The following is a 17,337-nucleotide window of genomic DNA, read 5'->3' on the forward strand; positions in this document are numbered from 1 at the left end:
TGGTTACCCCTTCACCGCACCGGAGGTCAGCCCCGCCACGATGCGGCGCTGGAAGAACAACACGAACACAATGATCGGAATGGTGATCACCACGGCGGCCGCGGAGATCGTCCCCGTCGGATCCTCGAACTGGGAGGTCCCGGTGAAGAACGCCAGCGCGGCGGGCACCGTGCGGGACGCCTCCGTGGACGTCAGCGAGATGGCGAACAGGAAGTCGTTCCAGGCGAAGATGAACACCAGGATCGCCGTGGTGAACACGCCGGGCGCCGCCAGTGGCGCGATCACCCGCCGGAACGCCTGCGCCGGGGTGGCCCCGTCCATCTTCGCCGCCTTCTCCAGCTCCCACGGGATCTCCCGGAAGAACGCCGACAGCGTGTAGATCGCCAGCGGCAGGGCGAAGGTGATGTAGGGCAGGATCAGCCCCGGCCAGGTGTCGAAGAGGCCGAGTGCGTGCTCGATGTTGAACAGCGGTGTCACCAGCGAGATCTGCGGGAACATCGCGATCAGCAGCGACACCCCGATCAGCGTCCGCTTGCCGGGGAAGTCCAGCCGCGCGATCGCGTACGCGGCCATCATGCCCAGCACCACCGCGATCAGCGTCGCGATGCTCGCGATCCCGATCGAGTTGATCAGCGGGCGGATGAACTCCGAGGTCGCGAAGATCTCGGCGTAGTTCTGCAGCGTCCACTCGCGCGGGACGAAGTTGCCGTCGGCCAGCGTCTCCTTGGTCTTGAACGACAGCGACGCGATCCACAGCACCGGTACCAGCGCGTAGACCACCACGATGATGTCCAGTATCGCCCACCGGGCCTTCCGGGCCGCGGTGGATGTCCCCATCACCATCAGCGCCTCCCTTCCTGGTCACTGCCCGGCGCGGCGGTGCCGAACACCTTGACGAAGATGAACGCGATGATCGCCACGCTGATGAAGATCAGCACTGACATCGCGGAGGCGATACCCAGGTTCAGTCCTTTGATCAGGTTGTTGTAGGTCTGCATGGACACCGACGACGTGTCGTTCGAACCGCCGGTCAGCACGAAGATGTTGTCGAAGATCCGGAACGCGTCCAGGGTGCGGAACAGCAACGCCACCAGGATCGCCGGCTTCATCACCGGCAGCATGACCTTCGTGAACCGCTGCCAGGCGTTCGCGCCGTCCATCGACGCGGCCTTGAGCAGGTCGTCCGGCACCAGCGCCAGCCCGGCCATCAACAGCAGCGCCATGAACGGCGTCGTCTTCCACACCTCGGCCAGGATGATGATCATCAGTGACGGCCAGCGCTCGGTCAGCGGGGCGCCCTCGCCGGCCAGCAGGTTGGCCAGGTAGCCGGTCTCCGGTGTCCACGCGTAGTACCAGGAGAACGCCGCCACCACGGTGACGATCCCGTACGGCACCAGCGTCACCGTCCGCACGAGACCCCGCCCGACCAGCGTGCGATGCATGATCAGCGCCAGCGCCATGCCGAGCGCCAGCTCGATGGCCACCGAAACCACGGTGAGGAACAGCGTCGTGCCGAACGCGGTCCACCAGTACGAGTTGGACAGCACGGCCACGTAGTTCTCGATGCCCACGAATTGCCGCTCGGCCGGGAACCGCAGGTCGTAGCGCTGCAGGGACAGCCAGAGCGAGTAGATGATCGGCCAGCCCGTCACCGCGAGCATCACGATCGCCGCGGGCGCGCACAGCAGCAGGCCCAGCCGCCGCTCCGCCTTCTTGCCCTCCGACAACGCGGGCTTGCCCCGCGCGGGCGGGGCCGGTGTCCCCGTGTCCGCGCGCTGCTGAACCGTCTCGCTCATGGGATCACGCCCTTCGAGTCGAGCGCGTCGGAGAGCTGCTGCCGCAACTCCTCGGCCGTGCCCTGGGGATCGATGTCCGACGGCGGGGAGAGCACCTTGGACATGACGGTGGACAGGTTCTGGTAGGCCGGGGTGAGCGGGCGCACGGCGGCGTTCTTCAACGACTCGAGGATCGTGTCCTTCATCGGGTACTCGGTCGCCATGCTCGGGTTGTCCTCCGGATCCGCGGGCCGGCTCGGGTCGAGCGGCTCCGGGTCGGTGTAGACGGACTCGATCGTCGGCGGCACGCCGTCGTTGAGCGCGGAGAACTTCTGGTTCTCGGCGCTGCGCAGGCACAGTGCGGCCTCGAAGGCCTCCGGCTTGTGCCGCGAGGACGCGCTGACCGCGAGGTTGTACCCGCCGATGGTCGTGCGGCCCGCCTGCCCCGGCAGCACCGACGGGTACGGCGCCCACTGGAAGTGCGCCAGGTCGTCCGGCTTCTCGGCGGCGTAGGAGGCGTAGACGTAGGGCCAGTTGAGCTGGAACGCGCCGCCTCCGCCCTGGAAGGCGAGCCGGACCTCGTCCTCCTTCATGTTGGTCAGGGACGGGTCGGTGAGCCCGGAGGCGCTGACCTCGCGCAGGATCTCCAGTGCCCGCACGGCTCCCTGGTCCATGACCACCGACTGGCCGTCCTCGGACAGGATGCGGCCGCCCGCGGACTCGACGAGGGAGTTGTACGTGACGACCAGGCCCTCGTACTGGGCGCCGGTGAACAGGATCTCGTGCGGCTTGCCCTGCCGCTTCAGCTCGCGGGACATGGCGATCATCTCGTCCCACGTCTTCGGCGGCTCGGGGGTGATCCGGTCGTCGTACCAGAGCAGGCGCACGTTGGTGTTCTTGGTGGCCGCGTAGAGCTTGCCGTCCCAGGTGGCCGTCTCCAGCGGGCCCGGCAGGACGTCCTCGGTGGCCTCGGCCTTGTCCTCGCCGGTCCACTCCTCGACCCAGCCGGCCTCGGCGAACTCCGGCACCCAGGTGACGTCGAGCCCCAGCACGTCCATCGTCTCGTCACCGGCGGCGAGCCTGCGGACCATCTGCTCCCGCTGCCCGTCCGCGCCGCGCGGCAGCTTGTTGTAGACGATCTCGTAGCGGCCGTTCGCCTCGGCGGTGCAGCGGTCCACCACGGCCTGGAAGTTGTCCTCGGGCGCGTAATAGACGTTGATCTTCATGCCGCCTTCGGAACCGCAGGCGGTGAGCATCCCGGCGCCCACGGCGACCGCGCCGGCTGCCGCCACCGCCCTGCCTGGTGAGCGCCCCCGGCGGTGGCGTGCGTTGACCTTCCCCATCGGGTCTCCTTCCGAACGCGCACGCCGAAGCGCTCGCGTCCGGTCGGACGCCCGGCGCGGGGGGAGCCGCGCCCGCACCCCGTCGTGCAGGAGGAAAACCTATTCCTGCGGGGTAGCCGGCGCAAGCACCGACAGTAATGATTCCGGCACCCGGACGCGTGAGGAGTCGATCAGCCGGATGTCCCCATGGCCAGCCGGGCGAGCAGGTCACGCCCGCGTTCCGCGTTGCGCGGCTGGCAGAGTACGTCGTAGCGGCCCGCGACGAGCTGGCTGGCTGAGGAGAAGTCCCGGCGGCCACGCGTGGACGCGTAACTGGTGGCGGCGAAGACGACACCGAAGAGCACACCGGCGATCAGGCCCACCAGCACCGGCGCGTACGAGATGCCCTGCCCGCTGCCGAAGAGGGCGAGCAGGAACCCCACGAAGAGACCGAACCAGGCCCCGGACAGCGCGCCGGTGCCGAGCACCTTGCCCCACGTGAGCCTGCCGATGACGCGCTCGACCAGCATCAGGTCGACACCGACGATGGTCACGTCCTGCACCGCGAAGTCGTTGTCGGCGAGGTAGTCGACGGCCTTCTGCGCCTCCTCGTAGGTCCCGTAGGAGCCGATCGGCCACCCGGTGGGCGGCGTCGGCAGGCGTGGCTGGCCCGCGGCCTGCCGCCCCGACGAGAATGGACCGGTCACGATCATCACCTGAGCCCTGCTGCGTGGTCAGCCGCCCGCACGTCCGCAGCGGCTACTCGTGGATGTATCCATCCTGCCAACATCGCTAAACCGGCGCGAACCCCACCTGGCCGGACGACCCGCGGCCGGCGCCGGCGCTGGTCCGGCCGGGTGAACGCCTGGCGGCCGACGGCCCGTCCGACTCGTCTTCGTGACCGAGTTCACCCTCACGAGCGGAGCTTGTAGTCCCGGAGGAGGCCGCGGCTGATGATCGTCTTCTGGATCTCGCTGGTGCCCTCGCCGATGAGCAGGAACGGTGCCTCGCGCATCAGCCGCTCGATCTCGTACTCCTTCGAGTAGCCGTAGCCACCGTGGATGCGGAACGCCTCCTGCGTGACCTCCGCGCAGTACTCGCTCGCGAGCAGCTTGGCCATCCCGGCCTCGACGTCGTTGCGCGCGCCGGAGTCCTTGAGCCGCGCCGCGTTGACCATCATCAGGTGCGCGGCCTCCACCTTGGTGGCCATCTCGGCGAGTTTGAACGCGACGGCCTGGTGCTCGGCGATCGGCTTGCCGAACGTCCTGCGCTGCTGCGCGTACTCGATCGCCAGCTCGAACGAGCGGATCGCGATGCCGCACGCCCGCGCCGCCACGTTCACCCGGCCGACCTCGACACCGTCCATCATGTACGCGAAGCCCTTGCCGGGGCGCTCACCGAGCACCTTGCCGGCACCGATGCGGAAGCCGTCGAACACCGCCTCGGTGGTGTCGACGCCCTTGTAGCCCATCTTGTCGATCTTGCCGGGAATGGTCAGGCCGGGCAGCACCTCGCCGTAGCCCTCCGGCTTCTCGACCAGGAACGTCGTGAGGTTCTGGTGCGCCTTCTCCGCGCCCTCGTCGGTACGCACCAGCAGCGCGATGAGGTTCGACGTGCCGCCGTTGGTCAGCCACATCTTCGACCCGTCGATGACGTAGGAGTCACCGTCGCGGGTGCCCTTGGTCTTGATGGCCGCCACGTCGGAGCCGAGGTCCGGTTCGGACATCGAGAACGAGCCGCGCACCTCGCCGGTGGCCATCCTCGGCAGGAAGTGCCGCTTCTGCTCCTCCGTGCCGTGCCGGGAGATCATGTGCGCCACGATGAAGTGCGTGTTGATCACCCCGGACACGCTCATCCAGCCGCGCGCGATCTCCTCCACCACCAGGGCGTAGGTCAGCAGCGACTCGCCAAGACCGCCGTGCTCCTCGGGGATGGTGATGCCGAACAGCCCCATCTCCTTCATGCCCTCGACGATGTCGGCGGGATAGGTGTCGGCGTGCTCGAGCTCCTGCGCGTGCGGGATGATCTCCTTGTCCACGAAGGCACGCACGGTGGCGAGGATCTCGGTCTGCACGTCGGTCAGGCCGGCGGTCTGGGCGAGGCGGGCCATGCAACTTCCCTTCGGGCACGGGGGCGCCGAAGCGCTGACGCCCCGGCGCGGGTTACCGCTGAGTATGACCCGAAAACGGTCACTCCGTGGAGACAGGGTGGGCAGCGCCACGGTCGGCCCCCTGCCGCTGGTGTGCGGGGGCCTCCACCGGCTCCCCCTCCCGGGCGCGCTGGTCCAGGAACCGCAGCAGCTCCACCGGGAACGGCAGCACGAGCGTGGAGTTCTTCTCCGCCGCCACCTCCACGACCGTCTCCAGCAACCGCAGCTGCAACGCCGACGGGGTGTCGGCCATCCGCGCCGCCGCCTGCGCCAGCTTCTCCGACGCCTGCAGCTCGCCCTCGGCGGCGATCACCCGGCCGCGCCGTTCCCGCTCCGCCTCCGCCTGCCGGGACATCGCCCGCTTCATCGCCTCGGGTAGGGCGACGTCCTTGATCTCCACACGGTCGATGTGCACGCCCCACGACAGCGCGGGACTGTCGATCATCAGCTCGAGCCCCTCGTTCAGCCGCTCCCGGTTGGAGAGCAGGTCGTCGAGGTCGCTCTTACCGATGATGGAGCGCAGCGACGTCTGCGCCACCTGGCCCATGGCGAACCGGTAGTCCTCGACACCCACGACCGCCTGCACGGGGTCGATCACCTTGAAGTACACGACCGCGTCCACCCGGACCGTCACGTTGTCGCGGGTGATGCCGTCCTGCGCGGGCACCGGCAGCGTCACGATCTGCAGGTTGACCTTGCGCATGCGGTCGACGCCGGGAACGATCAGCACGAGCCCCGGCTCGCGCGGCGGGTGCCGCACGCGGCCGAAGCGGAACACGAGACCGCGTTCGTACTGCTTGACGACCCGCACGCCGGCCGCCAGCCCGGCGGCTCCCACGGCGGCGACGACGACGGCGGCGGTCAGGATCTCCACCAACATGGCCCGCTCCCGGGTGCCCGAGCCCCCTGTTCGCTCGATGCTACGCCGCGCCGCGCGCGACGGGCATCCTCGCGGCGCACGCAATAGGCTGGCGCCATGGCTCCCGTCAACCGGGTTTACGCAGCTCAGCTGGCCGGGCTACCGGTGTTCGGTCCCGACGGTGAGTCGATCGGCAAGGTGCGGGACCTCGTCGTCGGGCTCCGCCTGGACCAGCTGCCGCCCCGGGTGCTGGGCCTGGTCGTGGAGCTGGCCACCCGTCGCCGAGTCTTCGTGCCCATGTTGCGGGTCACCGCGATCGAGCCGAACGCCGTCACGCTCGGCAGCGGCTCGGTCAACATGCGCCGCTTCCACCAGCGCCCCAACGAGGTGCTCGTCCTCGGCCAGCTGTTCGACGCGCGGGCCTGGCTCGCGGAGACCGGGACGCGCGTCACCGTGGTCGACGCGGCGATGGAACCGACCCGCACCCGCGACTGGGTGCTCGCCAGGCTCGCCATCCGCGAGCCCAGGGGCAGGCTCGGCCTGGCCCGCCGCCGGTCGCCGCTGCGCGTGGTGCCGTGGGACGAGGTCGCCGGGCTCGGCCTCACCGACCTCACCGGGCAGCCGCAGGGCGCGGGCCAGCTGCTCATGCTGTTCGACACCATGCGCGCGGTGGACGTCGCGGCGACCCTGCGCGACCTGCCGCTCAAGCGCAGGCACGAGGTCGCCGACGCCATGGACGACGAGCGCCTCGCCGACGTGCTGGAGGAGCTGCCCGAGGAGGACCAGAAGGAGCTGGTCGGCTACCTCGCCGACGAGCGGGCCGCCGACATCCTCGAGGCGATGAACCCGGACGACGCCGCCGACCTGCTGTCCGAGCTGGCGCCCGCCGAGCAGAACCGGCTGCTGGAGCTGATGCACCCGGACGAGTCCGAGCCGGTGAAGCGGCTGCTCGAGTACTCCGCCGACACCGCGGGCGGGCTGATGACACCGGAGCCGGTGGTGCTGACCCCGGACGCGACGGTCGCCGAGGCGCTCGCGCACATCCGCAACCCGGACCTGACCACGGCGCTGGCCAGCATGGTGTTCGTGTGCAGGCCGCCGAGCGCGACGCCGACCGGCCGGTACGTCGGCTGCGTGCACTTCCAGCGGCTGCTCCGGGAGCCACCCGCCGAGCTGGTGGCCGCGGCGGCGGACACGGACCTGCCCGCGCTGCGCCCTTCGGCGTCGCTGGCGGAGGTCACCCGGTACTTCGCCGCGTACAACCTGGCGTGCGCGCCGGTCGTCGACGCCGAGGATCACCTGGTCGGCGCCGTGACGGTGGACGACGTGCTCGACCACCTGCTGCCCGAGGGGTGGCGCGAGACCGGGCTGCACGATGTCGGAACCGAGCCGTCCGAGGAGGACGAACGTGCCTGAGCCGATCCCCCGCCGCCGCCTCGACCAGCCCCGCAGCTCGCGGCGGCTCACGGTGAACATCGACCCGGAGGCGTTCGGGCGGTTCTCCGAGCGGCTGGCCCGACTGCTCGGCACCGGCAAGTACCTGTTCTGGCAGACGCTGATCGTGATCGTGTGGATCATCGTGAACATCACGGCGGCGTCGCTGCGCTGGGACCCCTACCCGTTCATCCTGCTCAACCTCGCCTTCTCCACCCAGGCCGCGTACGCGGCGCCGCTGATCCTGCTCGCGCAGAACCGGCAGGACGACCGCGACCGCGTCTCGCTGGAGGAGGACCGCGCGCGGGCGGCGCAGACGAAGGCGGACACCGAGTACCTGGCGCGGGAGTTGGCCGCGCTGCGGCTGGCCGTCGGGGAGGTCGCCACTCGCGACTACCTGCGCGGGGAGCTGGACCGGCTGCGGGAGGACCTCGGTGCGGGCGACGGCCGTGCCGTCCGCGGCCGCGCCCGGCGGGAGGAGTCGGGCGCGGCACAGCCGGGCTGACGGCGGAAGCGGGCACGTAGCATGGGGAGTGCAAACCGCGTCCCCTCGGAAGAAGGTCGGGTGCCCGAGCAGTGACCACCACGAAGGAGATCCCCAGCGTCGAGGACGTGCGCGAGGCGCTGAAGAACGTCCAGGACCCGGAGATCAAGAAGCCGATCACCGACCTCGGCATGGTGAAGGACGTCACGGTCGGCGAGAACGGCACGGTCACGGTCGCCGTCTACCTGACGGTGGCGGGCTGTCCGCTGAAGGAGACCATCACCCGCGACACCACCGAGGCGGTCAAGAAGGTGTCCGGCGTGCGTGACGTGCACGTCGAGCTCGACGTGATGAGCGACGAGCAGCGCACCGAACTGCGCAAGTCGCTGCGCGGGGACGCCGAGGAGCCGGTGATTCCTTTCGCCCAGCCCGGTTCGCTGACCAGGGTGTACGCCGTCGCGTCGGGCAAGGGCGGCGTCGGCAAGTCCAGCGTGACCGTCAACCTCGCCGCGGCGATGGCCGAGCAGGGGCTGTCCGTCGGCGTGGTGGACGCCGACATCTACGGCCACTCGGTGCCGCGCATGCTGGGTGCGGGCGAGAAGCCCACCAAGGTCGAGAAGATGATCATGCCGCCGCAGGCGCACGGCGTGAAGGTGATCTCGATCGGCATGTTCACACCCGGCAACACCCCGGTCGTGTGGCGTGGCCCGATGCTGCACCGCGCGTTGCAGCAGTTCCTCGCCGACGTGTTCTGGGGCGACCTGGACATCCTGCTGCTCGACCTGCCGCCCGGCACCGGTGACATCGCCATCTCGGTGGCCCAGCTGATCCCGAACGCGGAGTTGCTGGTGGTCACCACGCCGCAGCAGGCGGCGGCCGAGGTCGCCGAGCGCGCGGGAGCGATCGCGCTGCAGACCCGGCAGCGGGTGGCCGGGGTCATCGAGAACATGTCGTGGCTGGAGACGCCGGACGGCTCCCGTATGGAGATCTTCGGCACCGGCGGCGGGCAGACCGTGGCGGACTCGCTGACCACGTCGGTGGGTGCCGAGGTGCCGCTGCTGGGTCAGGTGCCGCTCGACCCGCGGCTGCGGGAGCAGGGCGACGCCGGGACACCGCTGGTGCTCTCGCACCCGGACGCGGCGGCCGCGCAGGTGCTCGCCGACGCCGCGCGGAAGCTGTCGGTGCGGGCCCGCGGCCTCGCCGGCAAGATGCTGAACGTCAGCCCGGCCTAGCGCCGGGAGCCGTGTCCGCGATCTGCGCACACGTGGCCGCGTCGTGCGACGCGAACTCGCGTGCGCAGATCGCGGACACGGCGGGGTTCAGGTGGCGTCGGGGTCGACCGGGGGCTTCTCGCCCGGCTTGAGCGGCTCGGTCTGCTGGGCAGCCGGGGCGGGGTGGCCGTTGGGCTTGGTGCCGCCGTTCGAGCCGTTGCCGTTGATCTCGTTGAGCCCGAGCGGGTCGCTGTCGCCGTCGAACAGGTGCTGCGTGACCGCCCGCTTGGGGTCGAAGCTGCGCAGGTTCCGCAGATCCTCGAGCGGCTTGCGGTACTCGTCGAACTCGGGGCCCATCTCCTCGCGCAGCTGCTGGCGGGCTCCGGTGGCGAAGTCCCGCATCTTCCGTACGCTGCGGCCCAGCCACGCCGCCGCCTCCGGCAGCCGCTCCGGACCGAGGATGAACAGGCCGGCGACGATGAGGACGACGATCTCGCCCCAGCCAATGCTTTCGAACACGTCGAACCTCCGCCTCGGGTCCCGCTGCGGACAGGGTACCTCGTCAGTCTGAACCCAAGGTGACATCAACCGTGAACGGTCGGCCTTCGCGGACGATCCGGACCGGCACGACCTCACCGACCTCGTGCTCGCGCACGGCCACGGTCAGCTCGGCGGCGTTGCGCACCTGCCGGTCGCCGACCATGGTGATCACATCGCCCTCGGTGATGCCCGCCTTGTCGGCGGGGCCGTCGGTGACGACGTTCCGCACCTGCGCGCCCTCGGAGGTGTTGGCCGCGACGGAGGCGGCGTTGACGCCCATGTCGGCGTGCTTGACCTCGCCGTCGGCGATCAGCGCCTCGCTGATCCGCACGACCTGGTCGACGGGGATGGCGAAGCCGAGCCCGATGCTGCCGCCCTCGCCGCCGGTGCCGACCGTCCGGATGAGCGAGTTGATCCCCACCAGCGCGCCGGTGGAGTCGACGAGCGCGCCGCCCGAGTTGCCGGGGTTGATGGCCGCGTCGGTCTGGATGGCGTCGTAGGTGATGGGCGGCTCGCCGTTCTCGCCGGGTGCGGTGACCGGCCGGTTGAGCGCGCTGACGATGCCCTCGGTGACGGTGTTCTCCAGGCCGAACGGCGAACCGACCGCCACCACGGCGTCGCCCGGTGCGAGGTCGGCCGACCTGCCGACCTCGATGGCCACGGGGTTGGAGACGTTCACCTTGAGCACGGCGAGGTCGGTCTTCGGGTCGGTGCCGACGATCCTGGCCTCGGCGCGGGTGCCGTCGATGAACACGGCGGTGATCCCGGCGGCGTCGTCGCGGGCGGCCTGGGACACGACGTGGTGGTTGGTGACGACGTAGCCCTCGGGGTCGATGACGACGCCGGAGCCGACCCCGCCGGACTGCCCGGACTTGACCTCGATGGAGACCACGGCGGGGGACACGCGGCGGGCGATGTCGGCGATCGAGCCGGCGGGGCGTTCCTTGCCCGCCTGCGCCTCCGCGATGTTCAGCTCGCCGGTGAGCGAGTTGCCCGCGTTGGCCAGCCCCCAGCCGACGAACCCGCCCGCCGCCCCGACCAGCAGCGCGACGACGCCGAGCAGCGCCAGCGCGGTGGGTTTGACGCGCCTGCCGAAGAGCACCTCGGGCAGGCTGAGCAGCGGTCCGCGCGGCCGTTCGGCGCGTTCGTCCGCCCCGTCGGCGGCGGGCACGGCGGGGCCGCCCAGGACGGCACCGGAACCGGGGTCGCGCCAGGGATCCCCGGACGACGACCACAGCGGCGCCTCGGGTTCCCCGTCGGCACGGGAACCGGTGCCCGGGTCGTCGTCGGGCCGCTGGAGCACGACACCGTCCGCGCCCGGCGGGCGCCGGAACGCCTCGACCAGGGACTCCGGGGGCGGTGGTGCCGAGACGAGCTGGTGGCCTGCCCCGTTGCCGTTGCCATTGCCGTTGCCATGGCCGCCGCCGTGTTCCCGGCCCTGCGCGGGCGGGTCGAAGGAGCCTTCGACGCCACGGGGCCTGCCGAACGTCGCGGCCTGCGCCGGGTCCACGGAAGGGCGGTGCAGTGGGCGCGGCCGGAGCCTGCCCTCCTGCCCGCCCGCCTCCTCGTGGTGCGAGTTCGGTGGCTGGCTCATCATTCCCCGGCAGACGGCTTCAGTGCTTGACCTGGCACGCGGAGTGCCCGGCGTGACGATACGCCACGCTCAGAAGGGGAATTCTGCCGTGACGGTGGTGAAGTCAGCGTGGGCCGGAGATCGGCGCGGCGGCGGCGTGGGTCGAGGTGGTCGGCGGCGCCGTGGTCTTCGTGGGTGTCGCGGTGGCCCTGTGGTAGGCGCCGAACTGCGCGGGCAGCACCTCGCCGGGACGCCGGGACGGCTCGTCGGCGACGTCGCCGCCGGGGGTGACGACGAAGGCCAGCGCGCTGAGCACGAGCCCGGAGACCACCACCCCGGCTCCCTGCGCGGCGCGGCGCCGCGTCGAGCCGAGGCGCTGGCCGTTGCCGAGCACGTTGGGCGAGCTGCCCAGCGGGGCGGACCCGAGCGGACCGGAGGTCAGCGCGGCGGCGGGCGGCAGCCCGTCCCGCAGGCCGGCGACGCGGTCGGGACGTTGGACGGCGACGAGCTGGCCGTTGGGGTCGACGGCCAGGTTGTCCGGGGTACCGGAGAGGTCGGTGTGCTCGGGGATGGACCGCAGGCTCGCGAGGAACCCCGGCGACATCGCGGGTGCCTGCGCCGTGCGCACGGCGGCCCTGGCCTGCCGCTGCGCGGTGACCTCGGCGGCGCAACCGGGACAGCGGGCCACGTGGGCGGCCGCGCGTTCGTGGGCGCCCAGGGTCAGCTCACGGTCGACGAAAGCGACGATCGCATCCGGCAGCAGATGCGACTCCCCGAGATCCCAGCCCCGGCGTTCCGTCATGCGTACGCCTCCTGCTTGAGCGCGCGCCTGCGCTCCAACGACGCCCGCAGCGCCTGCCTGCCGCGGTGGATCCTGCTGCGCACGGTGCCGAGCTTAACCCCGAGGGTCGCGCCGATCTCCTCGTAGGAGAGGCCTTCGACGTCGCACAGCACGACGGCGGCCCGGAACTCCGGCGGCAGCTCGTCGAGCGCGGCCTGCAGGTCGGGGTCGAGGTGGGTGTCGGAGTACACCTGCTCGGGGCTGGGGTCGTCGCCGACGATGCGGTCGGTGTCGTCCGGCAACCCCTCCATGCGCACGCGCGAACGGCGGCGGGCCATGTCGAGGAACAGGTTGGTGGTGATGCGGTGCAGCCAGCCCTCGAACGTGCCCGGCTTGTAGGAGGCCAGGGAGCGGAACACGCGGATGAACGTCTCCTGCGTGAGGTCCTCGGCGTCGTGGGCGTTGCCGGTCAGGCGGTAGGCCAGGCGGTACACGCGGTCGGCGTGCTCGCGCACGACCTCGTCCCAGGACGGTGGCGTCCAGGCGGCTTCGCCCTGGTCACCCGCGGCGCTCACCACTGCGGGCGTGGCCGGCTGGTCTGCGGCCTTCAGGCTGTTCTGCGACGGCAGCGGAGGCACCTCCATCGGGCTGATCCCCTAACTACTCGGCTCAACGCGCGGGACGCGTCCGGTGTTCCCCGGGTTGAGACGAAGTCTCGCCGGTTTCCTTATGGTTCTAGTGAGACGGCACTGAGAGGAACCTGAGAGTCCGACGACCGATATCGCCAGGTAAAACTGCGTGGTTCACCGTCGATGTAGCCCGGTCGCGCTAACCTCACCCCGTGAGCTCCGAGACGCACCTCGCCGGGTCGCTCGATCTCGGCGACTTCATCGAGGGATTCCTCCCCGAGGACGACGTGCTCGTCGCCGCTCGGGCCAGGGCGGAGGACCTCGGTTGCTCGGCGGTGACGCCGGCCAGTGGGGCGACGCTGAGTTTCCTGGCCGCGTCGTTGCAGGCCCGTGCCGTCGTGGAGATCGGCACCGGCGCGGGGGTGAGCGGGCTCTACCTGCTGCGGGGCATGGCGCCCGACGGGGTGCTCACCTCGATCGACATCGAGCCGGAGTTCCACCGGTCGGCCCGCGCGACGTTCCTGGAGGCGGGCTTCGCGGCGGGGCGGATGCGGCTCATCATGGGGCGTGCGCTCGACGTGCTGCCCCGGCTCACCTCGGGCGGCTACGACCTGGTGTTCGTCGATGCCGCCCGGCTGGAGTACCCCGGGTACTGCGAGCTGGGCGTGCAGTTGCTGCGGCCAGGGGGCGCGATCGTGTTCCACAACGTGCTGCCGTGGGGCAGGGCGGTGGAGCCCGCCCGGCGGGAACCGGAGGCGCTGGCCCTGCGGGAGGTGGTGCGGGCGGTGCGGGAGGACGCGCGGCTGGTGCCCGCGCTCATCCCGGTGGGCGGTGGCCTGCTGGCCGCGGCGACCTGCTGACGACGGCGACCAGCGCGCACGCCACCGCCAGCCAGCAGGTGACCGCGGCGATGAGCCGGCCCCAGCCCGCGTGGCCGTAGACGACGCTGCCGACCGTCCCGCCGACGCTGCTGCCCAGGTAGTACGCGAACGTGTAGAGCCCGGCGGCCTGGCCGCGGGCCCGCGCGGGCGCCTCGGCGGCGGCCCACCCGTTGGCGACGGCGTGCGCGGCGAAGAACCCGCCGGTGAGCACGAGGAACCCGGCGGCCACGAGCGGCAGCGAGTCGGGCAGCGTCAGCGCGGCGCCCGCGGCCGTGGTTGCGAGCGCGGCGAGCAGGCAGCGGCGGCGACCGAGCCGGCCAACGAGCCTGCCCGCGGTGGCCGACGAGACGGAGCCCATGGCGTAGGCGAGGAACACCAGGGACGCGACGGCGGGGCTCAGCGCCAGCGGCTCGCCGGTGAGCCGGAAGCCGGCGGCGTTGTAAAGCGCGACGAACGCGCCCATCCCCAGCAGCGCCACCGCATACTGGGCGAGCAGCACCGGCCGCCGCAGCGCCACCCCCACCCCGGCCAGCACGCTCCGTAACCGACCCGGCCGCCCCCACCCCGCCCCGAGGGGAGCGAGGGAGCTTTGCTCTCGTCTGTCAGTAGTAAAGCTCCCTCGCTCCTCCGGGGTGGGGGGCAGGGTGGTGACGGTGAGTAGCGCGAAGAGGAGGCCGAGGACGCCGGCGCAGGCCAGCGCGCCGGGCCAGCCGAGCCAGCCGGTGGTGAACCCGCTGGCGAGCCTGCCGAGCATGCCCCCGACCGTGTTGCCCGCGATCATCGCCCCGACGGCCGCGGCGACGCCCGACCGGCCCAGCACCTCCACCAGGTACGCCGCGGCGACCCCGGGGAAGCCCGCGATCGCCGCGCCCTGCAGTGCCCGCAGCACGAGCAGCGCCTCGAACGAGGGGGCCAGCGGCAGGAGCAACCCGAGCGCGGCCGAGGCCAGGACGGACCCGAGGATCACCGGCCGCCTGCCGACGAACTCCGACAGCACCGCCAGCGGCAGCACCATGACCGCGAGCGCTCCGGTCGCGACGCTCACCGCGAGCGACGCGGTACCCGGGCCCAGCGCGAACCGGGCCGCGAGCTGCGGCAGCAGCGGCTGCGGCGCGTAGAGCAGCGTGAACGAGCAGATTCCCGCCGCCGCGACGGCGACGGTCACCCGGCGCACGGACACCCGCTGCGGCACCACGGTCGTCATACGGTCGACGCTAAGCGCAGCTAACCAATACGTCCAATACGTACGACGCGCATAATCAATACCATGACGAATGAGTGGGAGGACGACCGCGTCGCGGCCGAGCTGGCGCCGCACGCCGCGCTGCTGGCCGCCCTGCGCGACACCGGCAACGTCACCCGCGCGGCCGAACTGCTCGGTGTCCCGCAACCCACCGCCAGCAGGCGCATCGCGGCCCTCGGCGACCTGCTCGGCGCTCCGCTGACCGCGCCCTCGGGCCGGGGCATCCGGCTGACCAGGGCGGGCGCGCTGCTGGCCGAGGCCGCCGAGCGGGCGGTCGGCGTGCTGCGCGGCGGGGTCCGGTCGGCGCGGGAGGAGATCGAGCCGGAACGCGGGCACGTCGTGCTCGGCTTCCTGCACCTGCTCGGCCGCTCGCTCGTGCCCGGGCTGCTGCGCGACTTCCGCGCCCGGCACCCGCACGTGCGCTTCAGCCTGGAGCAGGGATCCCGCCAGGACATCCTGGACCGGCTGGCCGCCGCGGAGATCGACCTCGCGCTCGTCGCGCCGCCGCCGGACGACCCGGCGCTGGCCTCCGGCACCCTCGCCGAGCAGGAGCTGTTCCTCTCCGTCCCGGCGGACCACCGGCTCGCCGGGCGGCGGCGGATCCAGGTCGGGGAGCTGGCCGGCGAGGAGTTCGTGCAGCTCGAACCCGGCTACGGGCTGCGGCGGATCACCGACGAGCTGTGCGCGCGGGCGGGGTTCACGCCGAAGGTCGCCTTCGAGGGGCAGGAGTCGGACACCGTGCGCGGGCTCGTCGCCGCCGGGCTGGGGGTGGCACTGCTGCCGAAGTTCGAGCCGGGCGCACCGGCCGGGGTGGTCGAGGTGCCCCTGCGACCGAGGGTCACGCGCGCGATCGGGCTGGTGTGGCCCGCGCACCCGCCGCTGAGCCCGGCCGTCGCGGGCTTCCGCGACTTCGTGCTGGCTCAGGCGGAGAAGGACACCGCCAGCTCCACGAGCGTGCGCGCGGCGAAGCCGGTGCCGCCGGGCACCACCTCGTCGTAGTTCTTCTCGGACCGCGCGGGCCCCGCGATGTCCAGATGTGCCCACGGCAGTCCGCCGGCGAACTCGCGCAGGAACAGCGCCGCCGTGATGCCGCCGGGACCCGGCGGCGCCTGCCGGACGTCGGCGATCTCGCCGCGCACGTCGTCGGCGTGCGCGTCGAGCAGGGGCATGCGCCACCACCGCTCGCCGGCCCGCTCCCCCGCGGCGGCGATCCGCTCGGCGAGCGCGTCGTCGGTCGCGAACAGCCCGCCCGTGCGCAGGCCCAGGGCCACCTTCATCGCGCCGGTCAGCGTCGCCACGTCCACCACCGCGTCCGGCGAGAACCGGCGCACACCGTAGGCGAGCGCGTCGGCCAGGATCATCCGCCCTTCGGCGTCGGTGTTGGCGACCTCCGTCGTGCGGCCGCCGTAGTGCCGCACGATGTCGCCGGGCCGGTACGCGGAGCCGGACACGTGATTCTCGGCCGCGGGCACGAGCGCGGTGACCCGCACGCGCGGCGCGAGCGTGGCGATGGCCCGCATGGCGGCGATCACCGCGCCGCCGCCGGACATGTCGGTCCGCATGAGGTGCATGCCCTCGGCAGGCTTGATCGAGATGCCGCCCGTGTCGAACGTGACGCCCTTGCCGACCAGCAGCAGGTGCCCGCTCGCCCCGCGCGGCCGGTAGCTCAGCTCGATCAGCCGGGGCGGGCTGGCCGAGCCGCCGCCCACCGCGAGCACGCCGCCGAAGCCCCGCGCGGCGAGCCACTCCTCGTCCCGCACGGTCACGGCGAGGCCGGGCACCTCACCGGCCACCCGCTCGGCGACCCCGGCGAGCCAGGCGGGGTTCTTCACGTTGGATGGGGTGTTGGCGAGGTCCCGCGCGAAGGCGGAGGCGGCCGCCAGCTCGCGGGCCCGGCGGACCGCGTCGGCGGCCCGCTCGACCTCCTCGGCACCGCCTCCCGGCAGCAGCCGCAGCGAGCGCACCTCGGGCTTCGGCTCCCCGCTGCCCGCGTCGTAGCGGTAGCCGCCGAGCAGGGCGCCGAGCACGAACTCGGCGCAGGCCTCCGCCCCGGCGTCCCCCGGCAGTTCGACCTGCACCGACCGGGGCGGGCGGGCGCCGGTGTCCGCCGCGGCGGCCGCGAACGCGTTCGCGGCACGGATGAACGCCGCACCCGCGCCGCGGTAGTGCCTTCCCTCGCCGTCGCCCGCGCCGACCAGCCAGCGGGGCCCCGCCGACGGGTCGCCCGGCACGGTCTGCACCTCACCCGCCTTGCCAGTGGCCCGCAGGTCCGCGATCAGCCCGGCGTACGGTGACGGTTCGCCCTCCGCGGACCGCTGGGGGATGACGACCGCCAGCGGTGTCCCCCGGCGGGCGGCGTCGGCGACCTCGACGTCGGGCAGCCGGCTGGGCACGGACGGCAGCGGGGAGCGGGCCATCGGATTGCCTCCTGGGCACGGTGAACGGGCCAGCCGAAG

General features: G+C 72.1%; 17 protein-coding genes. 5 read left to right on the plus strand and 12 right to left on the minus strand.

Annotated elements, in window-relative coordinates:
• Positions 1 to 3: 3 nt before the first annotated feature.
• From B0I33_RS26195 to B0I33_RS26220, 6 genes are all read right to left on the minus strand, one after another.
• On the minus strand, positions 4 to 843 hold the full coding sequence (locus tag B0I33_RS26195) for a carbohydrate ABC transporter permease (RefSeq protein WP_106181556.1): 840 nt from the start codon (positions 841 to 843) through the stop codon (positions 4 to 6).
• Positions 843 to 1,796, minus strand: coding sequence for a carbohydrate ABC transporter permease (locus B0I33_RS26200; protein WP_106181557.1), 954 nt, complete (start codon positions 1,794 to 1,796; stop codon positions 843 to 845). The genes B0I33_RS26195 and B0I33_RS26200 overlap by 1 nt, the downstream gene beginning before the upstream one ends.
• A complete protein-coding gene (locus B0I33_RS26205) occupies positions 1,793 to 3,118 on the minus strand; it encodes an ABC transporter substrate-binding protein (RefSeq protein WP_106181558.1) in 1,326 nt (441 codons plus the stop codon). The genes B0I33_RS26200 and B0I33_RS26205 overlap by 4 nt, the downstream gene beginning before the upstream one ends.
• Positions 3,119 to 3,288: 170 nt before the next feature.
• Complete coding sequence (locus B0I33_RS26210; RefSeq protein WP_106181559.1) at positions 3,289 to 3,810, minus strand: YflT domain-containing protein; 522 nt, start codon at positions 3,808 to 3,810, stop codon at positions 3,289 to 3,291.
• Between the two features lie 200 nt (positions 3,811 to 4,010).
• Positions 4,011 to 5,207, minus strand: coding sequence for an acyl-CoA dehydrogenase family protein (locus B0I33_RS26215; RefSeq protein WP_106181560.1), 1,197 nt, complete (start codon positions 5,205 to 5,207; stop codon positions 4,011 to 4,013).
• Positions 5,208 to 5,286: 79 nt separating this feature from the next.
• Complete coding sequence (locus tag B0I33_RS26220) at positions 5,287 to 6,126, minus strand: slipin family protein (RefSeq protein ID WP_106181561.1); 840 nt, start codon at positions 6,124 to 6,126, stop codon at positions 5,287 to 5,289.
• 96 nt (positions 6,127 to 6,222) lie between these two features.
• Between B0I33_RS26220 and B0I33_RS26225 the strand changes: the two genes are divergently transcribed.
• The 3 genes from B0I33_RS26225 (at position 6,223) to B0I33_RS26235 (ending at position 9,255) form a co-directional block, all read left to right on the plus strand.
• Positions 6,223 to 7,521, plus strand: a complete 1,299-nt coding sequence (locus B0I33_RS26225) for a magnesium transporter MgtE N-terminal domain-containing protein (RefSeq protein ID WP_106181562.1) — start codon at positions 6,223 to 6,225, stop codon at positions 7,519 to 7,521.
• Entirely contained in the window at positions 7,514 to 8,044 is a 531-nt protein-coding gene (locus B0I33_RS26230; protein WP_245901088.1) for a DUF1003 domain-containing protein, read from the plus strand. Before B0I33_RS26225 ends, B0I33_RS26230 begins: the two co-directional genes overlap by 8 nt.
• Before the next feature lie 71 nt (positions 8,045 to 8,115).
• Positions 8,116 to 9,255, plus strand: coding sequence for an Mrp/NBP35 family ATP-binding protein (locus B0I33_RS26235; RefSeq protein WP_106181564.1), 1,140 nt, complete (start codon positions 8,116 to 8,118; stop codon positions 9,253 to 9,255).
• Between the two features lie 87 nt (positions 9,256 to 9,342).
• On the opposite strand, the gene tatB is transcribed toward B0I33_RS26235, so the two are convergent.
• The 4 genes from tatB to sigE all read right to left on the minus strand — a co-directional run bounded on the left by tatB (position 9,343) and on the right by sigE (position 12,772).
• Entirely contained in the window at positions 9,343 to 9,753 is a 411-nt protein-coding gene (gene tatB, locus B0I33_RS26240) for a Sec-independent protein translocase protein TatB (protein ID WP_106181565.1), read from the minus strand.
• 43 nt (positions 9,754 to 9,796) lie between these two features.
• Positions 9,797 to 11,368 (minus strand): S1C family serine protease, encoded by a 1,572-nt coding sequence (locus tag B0I33_RS26245; RefSeq protein WP_106181566.1) that lies wholly within the window; start codon positions 11,366 to 11,368, stop codon positions 9,797 to 9,799.
• 103 nt (positions 11,369 to 11,471) lie between these two features.
• Positions 11,472 to 12,149 (minus strand): anti-sigma factor family protein, encoded by a 678-nt coding sequence (locus B0I33_RS26250; protein ID WP_106181567.1) that lies wholly within the window; start codon positions 12,147 to 12,149, stop codon positions 11,472 to 11,474.
• Positions 12,146 to 12,772: an RNA polymerase sigma factor SigE gene (gene sigE / locus B0I33_RS26255; protein WP_106181568.1), complete on the minus strand. Its 627-nt coding sequence runs from the start codon at positions 12,770 to 12,772 to the stop codon at positions 12,146 to 12,148. Before sigE ends, B0I33_RS26250 begins: the two co-directional genes overlap by 4 nt.
• Before the next feature lie 197 nt (positions 12,773 to 12,969).
• On the opposite strand from sigE, the gene B0I33_RS26260 reads away from it, so the two are divergent.
• Positions 12,970 to 13,617, plus strand: a complete 648-nt coding sequence (locus B0I33_RS26260; protein ID WP_106181569.1) for an O-methyltransferase — start codon at positions 12,970 to 12,972, stop codon at positions 13,615 to 13,617.
• Here B0I33_RS26260 and B0I33_RS26265 read toward each other — a convergent pair.
• Positions 13,574 to 14,842, minus strand: coding sequence for an MFS transporter (locus B0I33_RS26265; RefSeq protein ID WP_106181570.1), 1,269 nt, complete (start codon positions 14,840 to 14,842; stop codon positions 13,574 to 13,576). The two genes, B0I33_RS26260 and B0I33_RS26265, sit on opposite strands and share 44 nt — an antisense overlap.
• A 63-nt stretch (positions 14,843 to 14,905) precedes the next feature.
• Here B0I33_RS26265 and B0I33_RS26270 point away from each other — a divergent pair, with 63 nt between their 5' ends.
• A complete protein-coding gene (locus tag B0I33_RS26270; RefSeq protein WP_106181571.1) occupies positions 14,906 to 15,880 on the plus strand; it encodes a LysR family transcriptional regulator in 975 nt (324 codons plus the stop codon).
• Here B0I33_RS26270 and B0I33_RS26275 read toward each other — a convergent pair.
• Positions 15,802 to 17,298, minus strand: coding sequence for a leucyl aminopeptidase family protein (locus B0I33_RS26275; RefSeq protein ID WP_106181572.1), 1,497 nt, complete (start codon positions 17,296 to 17,298; stop codon positions 15,802 to 15,804). The genes B0I33_RS26270 and B0I33_RS26275 overlap by 79 nt on opposite strands.
• Between the last annotated feature and the right edge of the window lie 39 nt (positions 17,299 to 17,337).

The sequence above is a fragment of the Prauserella shujinwangii genome (genome assembly GCF_003001955.1).
GTDB lineage: Bacteria > Actinomycetota > Actinomycetes > Mycobacteriales > Pseudonocardiaceae > Qaidamihabitans > Qaidamihabitans shujinwangii.